13 protein-coding genes are annotated in these 16,431 nt (G+C 45.5%); 4 read left to right on the forward strand and 9 right to left on the reverse strand.

The genetic code is table 11. The annotated features are described in order from the left end of the window. Nucleotides 1-177: 177 nt before the first annotated feature. The gene (addA, locus tag JOC33_RS14735) at nt 178-3,879 is read right to left on the reverse strand and encodes a helicase-exonuclease AddAB subunit AddA (protein ID WP_205093311.1); all 3,702 of its coding nucleotides are present in this window, start codon (nt 3,877-3,879) and stop codon (nt 178-180) included. Continuing rightward, nucleotides 3,879-7,379 carry a helicase-exonuclease AddAB subunit AddB gene (gene addB, locus JOC33_RS14740; RefSeq protein ID WP_205093312.1) on the reverse strand — a complete coding sequence of 1,167 codons (3,501 nt, stop codon included), beginning with the start codon at nt 7,377-7,379 and terminating at the stop codon, nt 3,879-3,881. Before addB ends, addA begins: the two co-directional genes overlap by 1 nt. Nucleotides 7,380-7,467: 88 nt before the next feature. On the opposite strand from addB, the gene JOC33_RS14745 reads away from it, so the two are divergent. Then, nucleotides 7,468-8,625: an MFS transporter gene (locus JOC33_RS14745; protein WP_205093313.1), complete on the forward strand. Its 1,158-nt coding sequence runs from the start codon at nt 7,468-7,470 to the stop codon at nt 8,623-8,625. A 562-nt stretch (nt 8,626-9,187) separates the two neighbouring features. Here the strand turns inward: JOC33_RS14745 and lepB are convergent. After that, nucleotides 9,188-9,730 carry a signal peptidase I gene (gene lepB, locus JOC33_RS14750; RefSeq protein ID WP_205093314.1) on the reverse strand — a complete coding sequence of 181 codons (543 nt, stop codon included), beginning with the start codon at nt 9,728-9,730 and terminating at the stop codon, nt 9,188-9,190. A 54-nt stretch (nt 9,731-9,784) separates the two neighbouring features. Beyond that, entirely contained in the window at nt 9,785-10,432 is a 648-nt protein-coding gene (locus JOC33_RS14755; RefSeq protein ID WP_205093315.1) for a TVP38/TMEM64 family protein, read from the reverse strand. A 221-nt stretch (nt 10,433-10,653) separates the two neighbouring features. On the opposite strand from JOC33_RS14755, the gene JOC33_RS14760 reads away from it, so the two are divergent. Then, the gene (locus tag JOC33_RS14760; protein WP_205093316.1) at nt 10,654-11,043 is read left to right on the forward strand and encodes a YhjD family protein; all 390 of its coding nucleotides are present in this window, start codon (nt 10,654-10,656) and stop codon (nt 11,041-11,043) included. 196 nt (nt 11,044-11,239) lie between these two features. On the opposite strand, the gene JOC33_RS14765 is transcribed toward JOC33_RS14760, so the two are convergent. Both JOC33_RS14765 and JOC33_RS20590 read right to left on the reverse strand, forming a co-directional pair. Beyond that, nucleotides 11,240-11,779 (reverse strand): competence protein ComK, encoded by a 540-nt coding sequence (locus JOC33_RS14765; RefSeq protein ID WP_205093317.1) that lies wholly within the window; start codon nt 11,777-11,779, stop codon nt 11,240-11,242. 208 nt (nt 11,780-11,987) lie between these two features. Beyond that, complete coding sequence (locus JOC33_RS20590; RefSeq protein WP_275577000.1) at nt 11,988-12,122, reverse strand: hypothetical protein; 135 nt, start codon at nt 12,120-12,122, stop codon at nt 11,988-11,990. 65 nt (nt 12,123-12,187) lie between these two features. Here JOC33_RS20590 and JOC33_RS14770 point away from each other — a divergent pair, with 65 nt between their 5' ends. Further along, nucleotides 12,188-12,655 (forward strand): DUF3939 domain-containing protein, encoded by a 468-nt coding sequence (locus JOC33_RS14770; protein WP_205093318.1) that lies wholly within the window; start codon nt 12,188-12,190, stop codon nt 12,653-12,655. 550 nt (nt 12,656-13,205) lie between these two features. Here JOC33_RS14770 and JOC33_RS14775 read toward each other — a convergent pair. Both JOC33_RS14775 and JOC33_RS14780 read right to left on the reverse strand, forming a co-directional pair. Then, nucleotides 13,206-14,204 (reverse strand): lipoate--protein ligase, encoded by a 999-nt coding sequence (locus JOC33_RS14775; protein ID WP_205093319.1) that lies wholly within the window; start codon nt 14,202-14,204, stop codon nt 13,206-13,208. A gap of 78 nt (nt 14,205-14,282) precedes the next feature. Continuing rightward, nucleotides 14,283-15,020, reverse strand: coding sequence for an MBL fold metallo-hydrolase (locus tag JOC33_RS14780; protein WP_205093320.1), 738 nt, complete (start codon nt 15,018-15,020; stop codon nt 14,283-14,285). Nucleotides 15,021-15,150: 130 nt separating this feature from the next. Between JOC33_RS14780 and yhfH the strand changes: the two genes are divergently transcribed. Next, entirely contained in the window at nt 15,151-15,276 is a 126-nt protein-coding gene (gene yhfH, locus JOC33_RS14785; protein ID WP_420825720.1) for a protein YhfH, read from the forward strand. A gap of 171 nt (nt 15,277-15,447) precedes the next feature. Here the strand turns inward: yhfH and JOC33_RS14790 are convergent, their stop codons facing one another. Then, on the reverse strand, nt 15,448-16,170 hold the full coding sequence (locus JOC33_RS14790) for a CAP domain-containing protein (protein WP_205093361.1): 723 nt from the start codon (nt 16,168-16,170) through the stop codon (nt 15,448-15,450). Between the last annotated feature and the right edge of the window lie 261 nt (nt 16,171-16,431).

A 16,431-nucleotide genomic window follows, 5' to 3' on the forward strand; every position in this document is an offset into this window, starting at 1 on the left:
TTCATCATTATGAAACAATGCATGAATCTGTCTGTGACAGGCCCCGCATAGCTGGACAGTAGGACCCATCGTTCCGTCATACTGTTTCGGGATTAAGTGATGGATACTGGTTTTAACTGGAGAACGACCACATAGTCCGCAAGTTTCCTTACTGATAATGTCCCCCTCCTTATGCGGTTAATCCAGACTGACAAGTAATGGGCCGTCAAAGAAATATAAACATCTCTTCACGACGGGTTCTTTCCATATCCTTTCAAGAGCTGTCTGGTAAAGACCCAGCTGGGTCCGGTAACGATTCGCAAGCTTCTCTTCTACATCCGGAGTAATCTGCTCATTAATCGTATCTGTCTTATAATCAAGAATCAGCCAGCCGTTATCATAAGGCACCATACAGTCGATTACACCCTGGATAAATACGTGTTCATCAGACCCGCCTTCCCAGTCCTTATAGACCTGGTGGGCAGGAAGCGTCAAGCTGAATGGTACTTCCCGTTCGATCCGGTCTGATTGCAGGACAAGCTTTCCGATCTCCGTCTCGAAGAACGCTGCAATGGCAGCTGTGTCAATAACATCCGCTTCCTCTTGCCTCAGAATCTCCCGCTCTACCAGTCCCAAAACAAATTCCCGGACTTCGTCCTCAGAAAAAGACCGGTGAAAGGGAATATGCTGCATGATTGTATGCATGGCTGTCCCTTTCTCTGCAGCGGATAACGTCTTTTCTTCCTGCATGAACCTTGGGCGTTTTACGATTGGTGCTTTGAACGGTTTAATCAATTCTGTGCTTCCATATTCATCGAGCCCTTCCTGATGCCGCTTCAATTCTGTTACTGATTGCTTAGCCCGTGATTTTGCTGCTTGCATATGTGGATATTCATAGCTCAATCGTTTCTCTACGAACTTCTCCTGTTCCTTGCCATCGACTTCCACCCAATCGCGAACTGCCTGCTGCAGACGTTCATCGCGCTTTTTCTCAAGCTCATCCAGTTCATTATACACACTGCCATGCTTGACTTTGACGCGCCATTCTGATTCATCACGATATATATCTTCCTTTGTCTTCACTTCGACGTCAGGCTGCTTTAACGGATGGGCTTGATGATGGCGAATCAGACTTGGCCCGACCAGGTCCAGGTAGCTTTTTGATTCCAAACGGTAACGCGGCGGAAGTACCCAGTCCGGATGTTCCATAAAGGATTGCCATTTTTCCTGCTTTTTTTCGAAGGAAGTTACGTTACCAACCATGACGAGTTTTTCCTTCGCTCTGGTAAGTGCCACATAAAGGACACGCATTTCCTCCGCGAGCATTTCTCTAAGCTTTTCCTGTTTTAATGCATGGTATGCAAGTGTCGGATACATGATCCGCTTTTCCGGATTGATATAACGGGTACCAAAACCGTAATCTTTATGAAGCAGATATTTGGAACGCAAATCCTGCTGATTGAATTGTTTATCCATTGCACCGAGGATGACAGCAGGAAACTCAAGACCCTTACTTTTATGGATGGTCATGATCCGAACGACATCTTCCTGCTCTCCCAATGCGCGAGCCGCACCTAAATCATCTCCCCGTTCCTCGATACGTTCAATAAACCGGAGAAACCGGAACAATCCCCGGAAGGATGTCGCCTCATAGGAACGGGCCCTGTCATACAACGCCCGCAAATTAGCCTGTCGCTGCCGGCCGCCTGGTATGCCTCCGACGAAATCATAATAACCGGTCTCCCGGTAAATTTCCCAGATCAATTCGGATAGAGCACCCTGCCGTGCCCTGATCCTCCAGGAATGAATTTGCTCGAGAAAGTGGTTGATTTTTCTTTTTATCTCTATATCTCCTGCAAATTCTTTCATTGCCTCGTAGTAGGTAGACCTCTTTTTCGCTAGGCGGATTTGCGCGAGCTGTTCTTCATCCAGACCGACAATTGGTGAATGAAGCACAGCTGCAAGTGGAATATCCTGTTGAGGATTGTCGATCACTTTCAAGAGACTGAGCATGACTTTGATTTCGATCGCTTCGAAATACCCTGTCGACAATTCGGCATAGACAGGAATCCCCTGCTGCTTGAGTTCTTCCACAATCGTCGGCGCCCATGTCATGGAGCGCATCAGAATGACGATGTCACGATACTGGATCGGACGCTGCATTTCCGTATCTTTATCGATCACATGCAATGCCGGTTCGTCACCGTGCCCAATCCACTGTTTGATCAACTGGCCATAAGCACGGGCTTCCAGTTGCGCTTTCTCCAGATCGCGATAATCCTCGCCATCTGTCTGCTGTTCTTCCTGTGTTTCCCTGTCTATGATCAGCAGTTCTGCTTCCGCATCAGATGACGCCAATTCGTCGTAAATCGTATTACTGTAAATCAGTTCCGCGTCCGGATCATAATCCATCTCCCCGACTTCCTTGTCAAGAATCTGCCTGAAGATATAATTCGTTGCTGTCAGCACCTGTTTACGGCTTCTAAAATTACGGGCAAGATCGATTCGTTCTCCCGAATTCTCTTCCAATTTGAACTGTTCATATTTGTTTAAAAATAACGTTGGTTCAGCGTGCCGGAACCGGTAGATGCTTTGCTTCACATCTCCTACCATGAACAGGTTCCCGCCTTGGTCTCCAGTTATCAGCCTCAGTAGTGTTTCCTGGACAAGGTTCGTATCCTGGTATTCATCGACGAGCACTTCGGTATATTTCTTTTGAAAATCCATGGCGACACTCGATGGGATGAACTGCCCGGCAGTTGATTCCTCATCCCGTAAAATATCCAGGCAATAATGTTCCAAATCGGAAAAATCGACGATCGCTTTTTCCTTTTTCAGCCGGGTGTAACGATCGCGGAAATCCTTGACCAGTTCGACCAGCTGGAGGATGACGGGATAAAGCTCATTCATATCCTGCAGATAACCCGTCAAGGAACGGGTGAACCATTCCTCGGCAAGATCATTCCACCTTTTTTTATATCCATCCCTTAGCTTTTTCACTTCTGTCTTCTTCCGATCATCGCAATCCACTCGTTTTCCGGAAAGCTTGGCGAATTTACTTGCAGGCATGTATTCCTGAAGCTCAGACCACGAAACAGCAAGTCTCCCTTTCGCTTCCTGTATCATGGCGAGATCCGCTTCGATCGCCTCGGCATAATGGTAAGGACCATCAGAATCACGCGTTATGGCCATGGCTTTTTCTGCTTCTGCTTCCATCGCCTTCAGCTGACTATTCACTTCCTTCTTCAGGATATTCAACCACGTAATATCATCTTCAGATACATTTTCTTCCACATGGTACATGGAAACCATTTGATCCAGCCATGCCTCAGGCGAGGGATTCTGCATGGCAAACGTAAACAAGTCTATGACTAAGGCTTCTACTTCCACATCACTCCGGTCATTGGAAAAGCGGTCCACTACAGCGAAAAACTTTTCGCGTTCAGGACCTTCTTTACCATACCAGTCCTCGAATAATTCTTCGATCACTTCCTGCTGGAGCAGATCCGCCTCGATGTCATCCGCAATCCTGAAACCGGGGTCGAGGTCGAGCAGGTAAGCATAACGACGGACTACTTCCATACAGAAGGAGTGCAAAGTTGATATCGAAGCGTTTTGCAGCAAGGACAACTGCTTTTTCAGATGAGTAGAAGAAGGTTCCTGCTCAAGCGCCTTACTAAGGGCAAGACCGACTCTGTTTCGCATTTCCTGGGCCGCTGCGTTGGTGAATGTCACCACAAGCAGGGAATCAATGTCGACAGGGTCTGTTTTATGGAGCAGCTTCTGGATGATGCGCTCTACAAGCACAGCTGTCTTTCCGGAACCTGCTGCAGCTGATACGAGGACATCCCTGCCGCTCGTGTAGATGGCTCGTTCCTGTTCTTTTGTCCAACGTACCATTATTGATCCTCCTCTCTTTCCTTTTTCGATATCAGCTCCAGCACGTCCTCATCCTTCATGTTCTGAAGCTTCCGGTAATTATTCTCATCAAGTGTCGGGTCAAACTGGCAGACAGAACGGAACGGACAGTATGTGCAGGCAACCTGCTGATCCTGCTGGAAAGGATCGAGCTTTACTTCCCCGCTCGTCATGGTAGTCCCTGCCTTGACCATTATGTCCCTTATATAGGATTGGAGGCGCTGGAACATGTCCATGTCTGCTGTTTTGGAGTATTTATAGAACCCGCCTTTTGCATTCAAACCGGCAGGTACGACATTACTGCTTCCTTTGTCCAATTTGGTGTCCATCATCTGTACGATCCGTTGATTCTCAAGGAGCAATCCCTGCATTTTGAACTTTTTATAGATTTCATCCTCAATTGCCTGATCGGCCATTTTCTGCTTACCGGAAATCATTGGATTATGGACATGGAAATACAACACCCCGGCAGGTGTCGCTTTCGCACCAAGCCACTGCTCTGCATGGGTCAGTACGACATCGAGATACGAGAGCATCTGCAAGGCAAGGCCGTAATAGACCTCAACTAAGTTCAGCCCTTTGGCACTCGATTTATAATCGATAATCCGTAAAAACAAATCCTCTTCGCCGACTGCTTTATCAACTCTGTCGATCCGGCCGCGGAGCATCAGTTCGAAACCATTCGGCAAATCGAGCGTAAGCGGTGGCAGCTGCTGATCAGGACCGAAACCCAACTCCATACCGACTGGGGAAAATTTGGAGCTGCGCGCCTGTTCACTAAGCACAAATGCTGCCCTTGCAATAACATTCTGAAGCTTATGCTGCAGATATTGGTAGCGGTTCGAGCTGTGCAGAATCTGATGCTGCAATATCGGGGCAAGCTCGGTAACCGCACGTGATGCATACAACGAGCTCTCCTGTTTGTTCAGATGGGAGAAATCCTTCCCTTCCGATTGGATCCATTCCGTTATTTTTTTCAGCGCCTCGTGGAAAAGCTGTCCGATATCGGGGGCATCCAGCTTATACGTCCTGCGCTCCTCAAGCTGCAGGCTGTATTTGGCAAAATGCTGGTAAGAGCACCTGTTATGCATTTCGAGCCGGGAGACACTTGCCTTCACCTGCTTATCGTATAGCTGGTTCGTTGTTTCTTTCGTCAGGTTAACTGGTTTATTTTTATAGAACAGACTGTGTAAAATTCTATTGGTCAGTCCGTCTTTTTGTTCATGGCGAACATACCAATTAAAGACATCCCACCAGACAGACCGCATCGGATAACCTTTCAAGTAACGGGATAACTGTGATGTCAAAGCTCCCCTTGTTTTTGTCTTTGTGGTAATGAACCGTTCCGCATCCTCCAGGTCATCCGGGTCCTGCAGCAGCAGGTGATCCTGGCAGCAAGGAAAAATCTCTTCCAGCCTCTGGATGATCTGCGAAGGGGTTTTCGATTTCCCCTCTTCATTACTGAGCGGATAGCTGACCCAAAGCCTGTCCTTTGGCATAGTCAGGGCGAGATAAACATAAAAACGGTCATCGAGGAGCTGACGTTTGCTTCCATCAGCCAGCTTCATACCATGACCAGCCAACAGCTCTCTTTCATCCTCGCTGATCATTCCGTCACCAGATGGCTTCATCGGCCAGATGCCCTCTGTCACGCCAAGCAAAAATGCAGCTTTGATACCGGAAATACGGGAACGGTCAACTGTACCGACGATGACATGATCCATGCTGGGCGGTACATGAGCAAAACGGAGTGACTCCAGTCCGCTTTCCATTGTGTTCCGGAACACTTGCAGGGACATTGTTTCTTCCCCTGCCATTTCCACGATTTCTTCTAACAGCTGGAGGATCGCATCCCATACCTGCTCCTGTTCCCTCCCTCGTTCTATTTCCCCGCTCTCATCAAAGTCATCCCGCCAATGTTCCAATTGCTCAGGTACGCGCATCGATTCCAGCCACGTGTATATGACCCGGCATTTTTCCCCAATAGTCTCTGCCTTTCGAAGATCGGTATCGAAGTTTTCGAGCACATCCACCACTTGCTTACGGTATTTATTGATCCGCTTCTGCTTCGCCTTTTCTTCATCTGTCTGGGAAGCCTGGTCGAACCCTCTGAAACGCTGATATACCCACGGTTCCTCACTGCACCACCGTTTTCGTGAGCGAATACCATATTCCAGTACGTAATTTTCCAGTTCATCAATGGCGTCTTCATCTAATGGGTAACGATCGTCATCAGAGATACTGAATCCGCTTTTCAACAGGCGGAATACGGCATCATAACGCCAGTCCGCTTCCACAACGTCAATACCGGAGCGAATCAGTTCAATCAGCGGGTGATTGAGCATCGTCCTTTTTTCATCCAGGAATACCGGAATATCGTAATCACGGAAAACGGTCGTAATTAAATCATGATATACCTCCGGCTCACGCATAAGGATGGCGAACTCTTTAAAACGGTAGCCTTCTTCGCGGACAAGCCGCAGCATTTCCTGGGCCACCCCCTCCACCTCTGCTCTCGGATGGACAGCTTCTGCAATTTGAATCGGCGCTTTTCCTTCATACGGCGGGGCGGGCCGTTCGTCAAAGTACTGCTCAAGATGCCGGAAATACGGACGTTCTTTGAATCTGCCTTCCTGATGATCCAGATGCTCTGCTCCATCCCATTTGATCCCGCTTTCTTCTGCTATTTGGGCGAGTATTTCATACGTTTCACCAGCTTCATGAAATAAATCAAGCTCCGAACGTTCTCCCCGTGACGGTTCATCCAATGTCAGCGCGACATGGACGCACTGTGTTTTCTGAAGCAGCGCTTCAATCACCATCAACTCCTGTGGCGTAAAGCTATGGAAACCGTCTATATACACTTCTGCACCTTCCAGGAAACGCGTCTCTGGTATCTTATCCGCCAAAAGCTGGAGCTGATCCTCCCCGTCAATGTATTGATTTTCCAGAGCAAGGGTAAGCCGATCATAAATATAGGAAAGGTCCTCCAGCTTATTGCGAAGTGCAATTTCACTACTGTACTGATGGGTATACTTGTCGATAGTCTCCATCTGCTGATGCAGCATGTCGGGTGTAATGCGGTAACGTTTGAATTCCGTTATCATACCCTCCAGCTGTTCCATAAAACCTTGCTTTTCGATCGCTTTTTGAAAAACGCGCCATTCTGTTGGCCGCTCTTCGGTTATTTTCCGAAGCATCATCTGGATACCAGTTGAGCTTATGTATTTGCGCGTATTTCCCCCAGTCTCCTGTAAAATCCTCCACGCCAGTCTGGAAAAGCTGAAGACCTGGGCCCGAATTGAACCTTCAATACCGTCCTGCTTCAGCATTGCGTATTCTTGCTGGAACGTCATTTGATCCGGGACAAGGTAGATGATCGGCGGCCCTTTGGGGTTTTCCTTTAATTTATTCTCAATCTCTTTTAGACAGGCCGTGCTTTTGCCGGCACCTGCCCGTCCGAGCAAAAAACGAATCCCCATTACTGTACTCCTCCTTGGCAGGCACATTGCTGCTCTTTTTACATATGGTGACACTATACATATTCAAAATGATGGAGGAAGTCTGCCTATGAAAAACTCGGTTCAAGCATTGGTACTGGTACTGTGCGGCATATTCATCGCAAGCAACCTGTATACCATGCTCCCCCTCCACCCTGCACTTGCTGATCACTTCGCTACACATGCATCGTTAACTTCACTCACAAGCACGTTGTTCATTTCCAGCTATGCTGTCGGCTTGCTGTTTTTTGGAATGCTTGCAGATATTTATTCCAATACACGCCTGTTAAAAGTCGGAATGAGCGCGGTGATGCTTGTAACCGGCTTTATTGCTCTGACAGATTCCCTGACCGTCTTATGCTTCATGCGCGCCATCCAGGGTTTCCTGGCAGCAAGCTTTGCTCCGACCGCCTTCAGTTACACTTTTAAAAAGTTCACCGGCAATACCCAGGCTTTTGTCATCGCTATGATTAATACCGGCTTTTTGTTCGCCGGGATATTCGGCCAGCTCATCGCCGCCCATTTCGGCCTCACTTACAATTACCAGGCAGTGTTCATCCTATTTTTCCTGTTGTATGGCTTTTGTGCGCTGGGACTGTTCGCCGCCCTTCGCCCATCAGACCGCTTTACAGGTAAAAACAAATCACTTTCCTTCTCTATTATTCTATCATTTTTCCGGCAATCTTCCTTGCGAAAACTATATATGATCAGCTTCTTTCTGCTGTTCACCATCATGCTGTTCTACAGCAGTTTCGAATGGTATATGGACCAAAACAACAACCCACTCGGTCTCACGTTACAGCAGTTCCGAATGATCGGACTGATCGGAATCCTGCCCTCTGTTTTCGTCCGGCAGCTACAGACCTATTTTCACCCGTCTACCCTGCTGTGCTCTTTTCTTGCCATCATGGTAGCGGCTTTCCTTCCTGCTATGTTTCAGCTGACAACCGGCACACTGCTCTGGGCTTCGGTTCTGATGATTGCCTCCACCTCCGTTACCATTCCGATGGTCATCTTGATGATTGGAAAAATAGCTGTCCATAACCGGGGAAGTGCTATTTCCATTTATTCCTTTGTCCTCCTTACAGGAGCAAGCGCAGGCTCATTCGCCGCGCCCTTCTTCCCTTTTCATGCGGTTATCTGTTTCCTGGCTTTGTTATTCTGTATACTAATCATGCTTTCGATATCAGCTGCCCGTTGTGAAAAATTGCGGCCCAGCCGCTCCTAGCCGGCCATCTGAAAGGCAGGGGATAACTCGTTTTACACCCGAAAGACTAAAAAAACACCCCGGATTTTCTCCGAAGTGATTGAAAAGTCCTTATAATTTAATTTAAAGGAGCTGTTAAAGTTTGTTATTGATTCTCACAAATCGCTTGCCGGCGGATGCTTGCCGCGGGCACGACCTCAGCTAATTTGGTCAAAAAGATCGCTTGACCAAGTGGATCCTCGGCTCGCGCTGTTCCCGCAGGCGTCACCGCCTCTTGCTCATCGTCGAAGCAACAGTGATATAACTGTAGTCGTCATAAACTTCAGTAACCTGTCCCCTTAAGGAAGAGTGTTATAAATCTGGGGCTAAAGCCAAAAGTTCTTCAGCCAGCTTGAAATCAGAAAAACATATGGATCAACTCGCCTTCAAAACAGCTCCAAAGAGTTATCATCACCATCCATTTTTAAAATTCTCTGGACAAAAACGAAACGGTCCGTATGGATAACAACTCTCCATACAGACCGTTTTTTTAAAAATGTCAGTTTTTTAGTGGCTTCGATTTATCCACGGTATTCACCACGTTTTAAAACTGAATGGCCAGCTGGGACATCGGCCAGTAACGGACATCCACTTTTCCTACGACACTCTCCATTGGGACGAATCCGAAATAGCGGCTGTCTAAGCTGTCCCGGCGGTTATCTCCCATGACAAACAAATGTCCTTCTGGTACTTCTTCAAACCCGGTCACTTCTTCTAACGTAAAGTCTTTTGTAAATAACTTGCCATCGTCCGGGCGTAATGTTTCCAAATAAGGTTCTGGATGTTCTTTACCGTTTACATACAGCCGATCATTTTTGAATTCTATATGGTCTCCGGGGACTCCGATGACCCGTTTTACATAATCTTCTTTTTCATTGGCGTGGAAGACGATCACATCTTCCCGATTGATATTTTGCCAGTCATAAACGATCTTGTTGACCATTAACAGATTTCCGTCATACAGAGTTGGTTCCATCGATTCGCCTTCGACTATATAGCTGGCAAACAAATAAGAACGGAAAAACACTGCCAGCAGCAAGGCGAATGCTACTGTACGGATTATTTTCCAAAAGTTGCTTTTTTTCATTACTATGCCTCCAGGGGTTTTTTCTATCAACATCTTACCCCTTTTGACACCGTTTTAATCTTCCCGTACCCGATTACGCTCTGCTTTGCGCTGGAGATACTTCTCGAGGAATTTTCCTAGTATCCAAAATAACGCGATGCAGACAGCGACGACGATCGCTTTAACCGGGTGTTCAGCGAATGACCTGATACTGGCGCCGACGTAAGCAATCGTAAAAATCATCACGGATTTTCCAAGCAGAACTGCCAATACGAACTGCTGTCTACTTACACCGGACAGTCCCGCCACTACATTGATAATCGAAGAAGGCGAAAATGGGAAGCACATCAACAAAAACAATGGGCCGAAACCGTGCTCTTCTACCCAGGAAGTGACCCGTTTCACTTGTTTGCGCTCGCTGATAAATTGCATGAATCTTTTTTTCCCAAGTCTTCGTATGATGGTGAATACAATGATAGCTCCGACACTCGAACCGATCCAGGAATAGAAAAACCCCTTCAACAAACCATAGGCAACTGCATTAGCCAGCACAAAAGCGACCAGCGGAAGAATGGGAAGGAATGATTCAATCATCGGAAGGAGGATTCCGGGAAGAGGACCGAGGCTTTCGTATTTTTCAAGCTGGGCCATGATATATTCGTAAAGCATCTCATCTTCGTAAAGTTGCTTGACTTTAGCTAAAGTAATCGTAAGGGAATACATGGAAATAACTCCTTCATATGCCTGTCTACTACATCCATTCTAATCAAAAACCAGATCTTTGACTAACGATAGCAATGTATATGGGCATATCCATATTTTACCCCAAATTTTGCTAATTCAGCATGAGGTTTCCATGATTCCCAAAAAAAACTTGCATACATTTTCTTTGTTCGTGATATAATAACAATACAGAACAAACGTTCGCTACGGAGGGAAATGTTATGCGTTATTTGAAAGAAGAAGAATTAGCACTTATCTCCCGCTATTTATTTCTTTCGATGGCCTTGGTCGTTATTCAGCAGGACCGCCGCCATATCGAGAAAGGGCAGTTCAAAATCAAAGAGCATTACCTTGAACTGCTCGGGAAGATGGAAACCACGGCCCGCTCTGAACGAAAGGAATTGCGTGCGAAAATGGATCAGGAAAAGCTGCAGGTAGTCCAGGTCAGCAAAAATGATTCTTTCACCTCTTTCCTCTTCCTCGCTCATGGCTACGAAGAAAAAAGGAACTACTTCAACCCGGCAATCCGCAAAAAAGTCGAAAACATCCTGTTCGACCTCATGCAAAAAGCCCTGCACGCTTCCCCGCAATATACCCAAAAGAATGCTTGATCCTGTTCCATCCCGGATACAGCTCATTTAACAGAGATTAAACCAGGAAAAAGCCTGACATCCTTCCATCAAGAGGGGGTGTCTTTTTTTATTATCTAACAATCAGAGAACTTTACGATGGACTTTGGTTATGATCACCAAGATGGATGATTCCCGCACTTACGAAGCACCAGGAGTGGCTGCCATGATCTTTATTCTACTGAGCACCCAAACCTCTTCCCTGCATCGGTTCAGCTACTTTTTCAGCGGTGTACAGCACCGACTGCTTAATACGATTTTCCAGCATAAAACGGAACTGGGCGGTGCGCTGTACTTGATTGGCGATCATGCCTTCTGATACCGGGACTTGGACGGAAGTGCCGTTAGAAAAATGTATATGTGTAGTATAGCCGTCATGGCTTTCAAAGGATTGGATATGACTGTGGGCTATCCAGGAGCAGTCTTTTCGTTTTGGAGAGAAAATCGGGAAGAAGTAAATACCCATAGTGTGTGAGATGACGATCGGGGGTTTGTGGGAAAATCCGGAAACCTGTTTCGTGCCTGCCAGCCTGCCGTCAAGGCTGGAAGCAAAGTAGCGGCAAGCCTCATCGATCACTTTGCCCGGGTGGACGTAGATTTCGTGCGTATGGCTGTTTTCAATAGCTTCGGTTATCACCTTTCCATACGGGCCAGGCACGGCAATTAATGCTAGTGTTTGTGCAGTTAATTCAAACTCTATTTTTTCTGTTTGACTCATTCATGTCATCTTCCTTTCCATATATCAAGATATAGAAGCAGTAATTGCTTCTATCCTTTTTTAATATAGCAGAAAACACGAACAAAGTCCTGATTATCCACAAAAATATTTTATGTCTAAATACCCCTAACTGGAAATATTTGTTTCTCCCGGGGAAGGCTGGGGGCAGCAGCTGGTATTTTCTGTTTGTCCCGGGGAAATGCTATAATCAGGATAAAGGATCTTTTCTAGACTCTATCTCTTTACGGTGATCATCATTCCAGCAATCATCCACCGGCCAGCCAAAATCAGGGTTCAGCAACGTATAAACCTCCAGTTCAGGTTCAGTAAACTCCGTCTCCATCTTACACACCTCCACCATTAGTGTGTACAAACCGCCGATAATCTAACCAAAGGAGGCTCGAGCTCATGTGGAAGAGGAAAAAGCAAAGAAAACCTTCTGAACAACCTGCCGATAACTATGAGAAAAAGAGCATCCCCATCGAAAAGGTGCGTAAAGCAGTCAATGATTATGCCAGCCAGCTGCCTAAAGGTGTCGAGCTGAGTGTAATAATTAAGAATGATTTAACTATTGACTATGACCTGATCGCCCCTTATCTAAAAGGAATTCCAACTGAAACCTATTATATGTCTCGTGAAACTTATGAAATTTTCCCTGCAGCCGATCGTCAGCTTGCTATCGACCTGGACCATGTCCAAAAAGCGGTCGACAATTATATGAAGCAGACAAAGGAGCTTCCAGTCATAGACAGCGACCCCTATAAGCGGGTCAATTACTTTAAGCTGGAGCGGCTGAACCTTCTTCCCTACCGCCCAGTCAGAGAATTTTATATCACCGAAGATGAATTCCTGATTGATTATCGGAAACCGTCCTGAAATTTTGGAAGTGCGTCCTTCTTGAAGGAACGCACTTTTTTTGCATTAGAAAAACTTGGCTAGTCACCAAGTCCTTATGTCGAAAGTCTTAGTTTTACATCCTTAACAAAGTTAAAATTTCTTAAAGTATAAAAAAAGGCCAATATCCATCAAGGATATTGGCAAAGAGACGACTGGTTAAACTTTTGAGTGAGGGAATTAAATAATGAAAAAGCTTCGCTGGTATCGAAGGCTTTTCCATCGGGATTTCCATAACACCAATTATGGAAATCCATCCATTGCAAGGGTATGCAATGGGATATTGACTTCAGGATTCCGTTTGAATCCTTCAGCCAACCTATGTCCTTATTGTAATATAGACATGTCCGTCCTTCACCGAAAAGATATTGCGGTACTCCGCAAAGCCATTGCGTTATTACTATTTTCTGTCAGAATATTCTTTCTTTAACCTGCTAACTCAGTAAAAACAAGTATTCACTATATGGAGGGGCTTCTTTGCAAAGAGTTTATTTCCTAAAATAAAACCTCGGGAATCCCCGAGGCAAAGTTCTTAATAAACGATATCCAAAAAATCTTCTTTTGAAATTTTACCTAAATAGTGGGATATATCGATTTCCCCGAGGCTCTCTTCTATTGCCGATTTCTCATATCTGGTGCCGATCAGACGATCCTCAATTTCACTTATGTCACCGACCCCGAAGAAATCTCCGTAAATCTTGGCATTATTGATAATTCCTTTCGCTACATCCAGGCGGACATCATAGCTTCCTGCCCCTTCAATCCGCTTTGTGTGCTGGATGTTGAACTTTGGTGACTTTCCATAGTTCCATTCCCAATTTTTGTAGCGCTTTTCCGCAATATTGTGGATTTCCTTCCAGTCATCGCCGGTCAATTCATATTGAGGGACATCTTCTACCTTTTCCACATCAAAAATATAACGAAGAATCATGCTTTTGAACTCGTCCATCGTAATCGATTCATCGAGATATTCGGATATATTCGCCACCCTGCTGCGAATAGATTTGATGCCTTTTGATTTGATTTTTTCCGTTTTGACATTGAGTGCGGAAACGACATGCTCCACCTCCGAGTCAAACATAAGAGTCCCATGACTGAACATGCGTCCCCTTGTGGAAAATTGCGCGTTCCCAGAGATTTTACGGCCTTCCACAACGAGGTCGTTACGCCCGGATAATTCCGCATTTACACCGAGCTTCTGCAAAGCTTCGGTGACCGGTTCTGTAAATTTCGCGAAATCGTGAAAGCTGTCCCCATCATCCTTGGTAATAAAACTGAAGTTCAAGTTGCCAAGGTCATGGTAAACAGCACCTCCACCGGATAGACGACGTACCACGTGAATGCCGTTCTCCTCGACATAGTCAGTATTGATTTCTTCTACCGTATTCTGATTTTTCCCGATGATAATAGAAGGCTCATTAATATAAAAAAGTAAGTATGTTTCATTGATATCGAGGTTCTTCAATGCATATTCTTCTATAGCAAGGTTGATGTGAGGGTCATTGATACCTTCGTTGTCAATAAATAACATGCGATCATTCCTTTCAAAAATACTGCCATCTCATATTGTAATCAAATACGACGGAAGAAACAATTACAATGCGTCCTCTTACCTATCTTTGGTCCATTTGAGATTTTCCCTGGCAAGTTCAATCGGGCCCCTGTATACTTCGCTAGCCTGTTTGGCAAGTTCCTTATGATCGCCGAAATGTGGGAGGTGACTTAGGTATAATTGTCCCACTCCTGCTTTTGACGCGAGAATTCCTGCTTCTTCACTCGTCATATGCCCTGGCCCTCTGCCATCCATTCCTTTATAAAAATTTGTATCCGTAATCAGCAGATCAGCATTTTTGGCAAATGGAATCCAGTCTTCAGAAAAAGCCGTATCAGCCGTATAGACGATGCTGGCATTTCCGTCAGCTATTTTCATTCCATAGCAAGGGACAGGATGCTGGGTTTTATGAAACTGAATGTCGAATGGACCCAGCGTAAGACTTTTCGAAGGGTCATAAGCTATTCCCTCAGTGAAATGATGACTCAGAGCTGCGAAATTATCTGAATCAAATCCATGTCCGTATATAGGAAGGATTCTTTCCGTGTTGTTTAGCGTGTTTTGTACCAGCCATGCATATTGAAGTGCGCCTATATCCGCTTTGTGATCATGATGATAATGGGATAGAATCACTGCATCCAAACTCATGAGATCGATTGTTTCCTGGAGCCTGGACAATGCTCCGCTTCCACAGTCAATAAGAAGCCGAAAACCATCTTTTTCGAGCAAATAACAAGAAGTTGCACTGCCACTGGCGGGATAAGCCCCCCAGTATCCAATTACGGTCCATTTCAAACCAGTTTCCTCCTATCTGGGCTATGTACTCATTTTACATTGTTTTATAACAGACTATTGAAAATATTCCATTGTTATAATACAATGGAACTGTAATATTCTTCTAAACGTCAGGGAGGCGATGAACATGATGAGTATTGTTGAGTTCTTTAGAAACCTGCCACGGAAGCAATGCGCAAACTGCGGACACGAGATTGATGAAAAAGCTGATTGTTACGGTAACCTCTGTGATGATTGTGATGACCCAGCACGTTAAGGTGCTGTTATCCTATTCCACAATTATTACCATGTAGAAACACTTTTCTCCTTCTCGAACAGCCGTGCAAAACAGCTGTTCTTTTTTTTTGTTCTAATTAGAAAAAACCTATTTATTATACATTCCTAATGTAAAATAAGGGCCCCGATCCAAGACCGGAACCCTTACAAGTTATTTTCCGATAAACATTTGTGTCCAGTATGTGCCTCTTGCTCCGCCTTCTTCTGCGTAACCAACACCGATATGGGTGAGTTCACCATTTAAAATATTTTTTCTGTGACCTGGGCTGTTCATCCAGCCCTCCACAACCTGTTCAGGAGTGTCCTGGCCAGCAGCAATATTTTCCGCAGCAGTACGGTAATCGACACCGAATTGCTTCATCATTTCAAACGGGCTTCCGTAAGTCGGAGAAGTATGCGAAAAGTAACCATTTTGCGCCATATCCTCTGACTTTTTCTGGGCAACTTTCATCACTTGGTTATCGATCTTCAGCGGTTTAAGTCCATTGTTTTTTCTTCGCTCGTTCGTAAGCTGGACCACCTGCTTTTGGAAATCACCAACTGCCTGTTCGTTAACTTGTTGATTATTTTGTTGATTTTCTTGCCCATTTTGCTGTGTGTTTCCCTGTGTGTTTCTTTGTCTGTTACCATCCTGGCCATCATTACGGGCAATCCTTTGATTAACCCCGTCGTTCCAGTTGAAATCCTCTGGAAACACACCATAATCAGCATTTCTTTCAGTGAAAAAACGGATATCCCCTTCACGTTGCATCGTTCCAGGACCATAATTGACAGCTTCAGGTGCAGCTGTTCCGTCTCCGTTTCCACCATCATTTTGTCCATTACATCCGATCAAACCGATCAGAAGTAAGGAATATAAACTTGCTAAGATCATTTTTTTCACTGTTAGGTCAACCTCTTTCTTAAAAAATTGGTCGACCTTATTGTCTGCAGTTAGGAAGTAAATACTCTTGCTATTCTACAACAGTATTTGGCAAAGATGTATGCTCACGGCAGAGTTGCACGCTGGTAAGAATACGATCGCCCAGCAATGAAATTTGCTCGCAGGAACACTTATCGGCAGATGCTCATGGTGGAATCAGTATTTCAGTTGCCTCAAGGGTCCTCGGTTCCTGAAGGTAAGAAAAAAGCTTGC

The organism is Thalassobacillus pellis (assembly GCF_016908295.1).
In the GTDB taxonomy this organism is placed as follows: Bacteria; Bacillota; Bacilli; order Bacillales; family Halobacillaceae; genus Thalassobacillus; species Thalassobacillus pellis.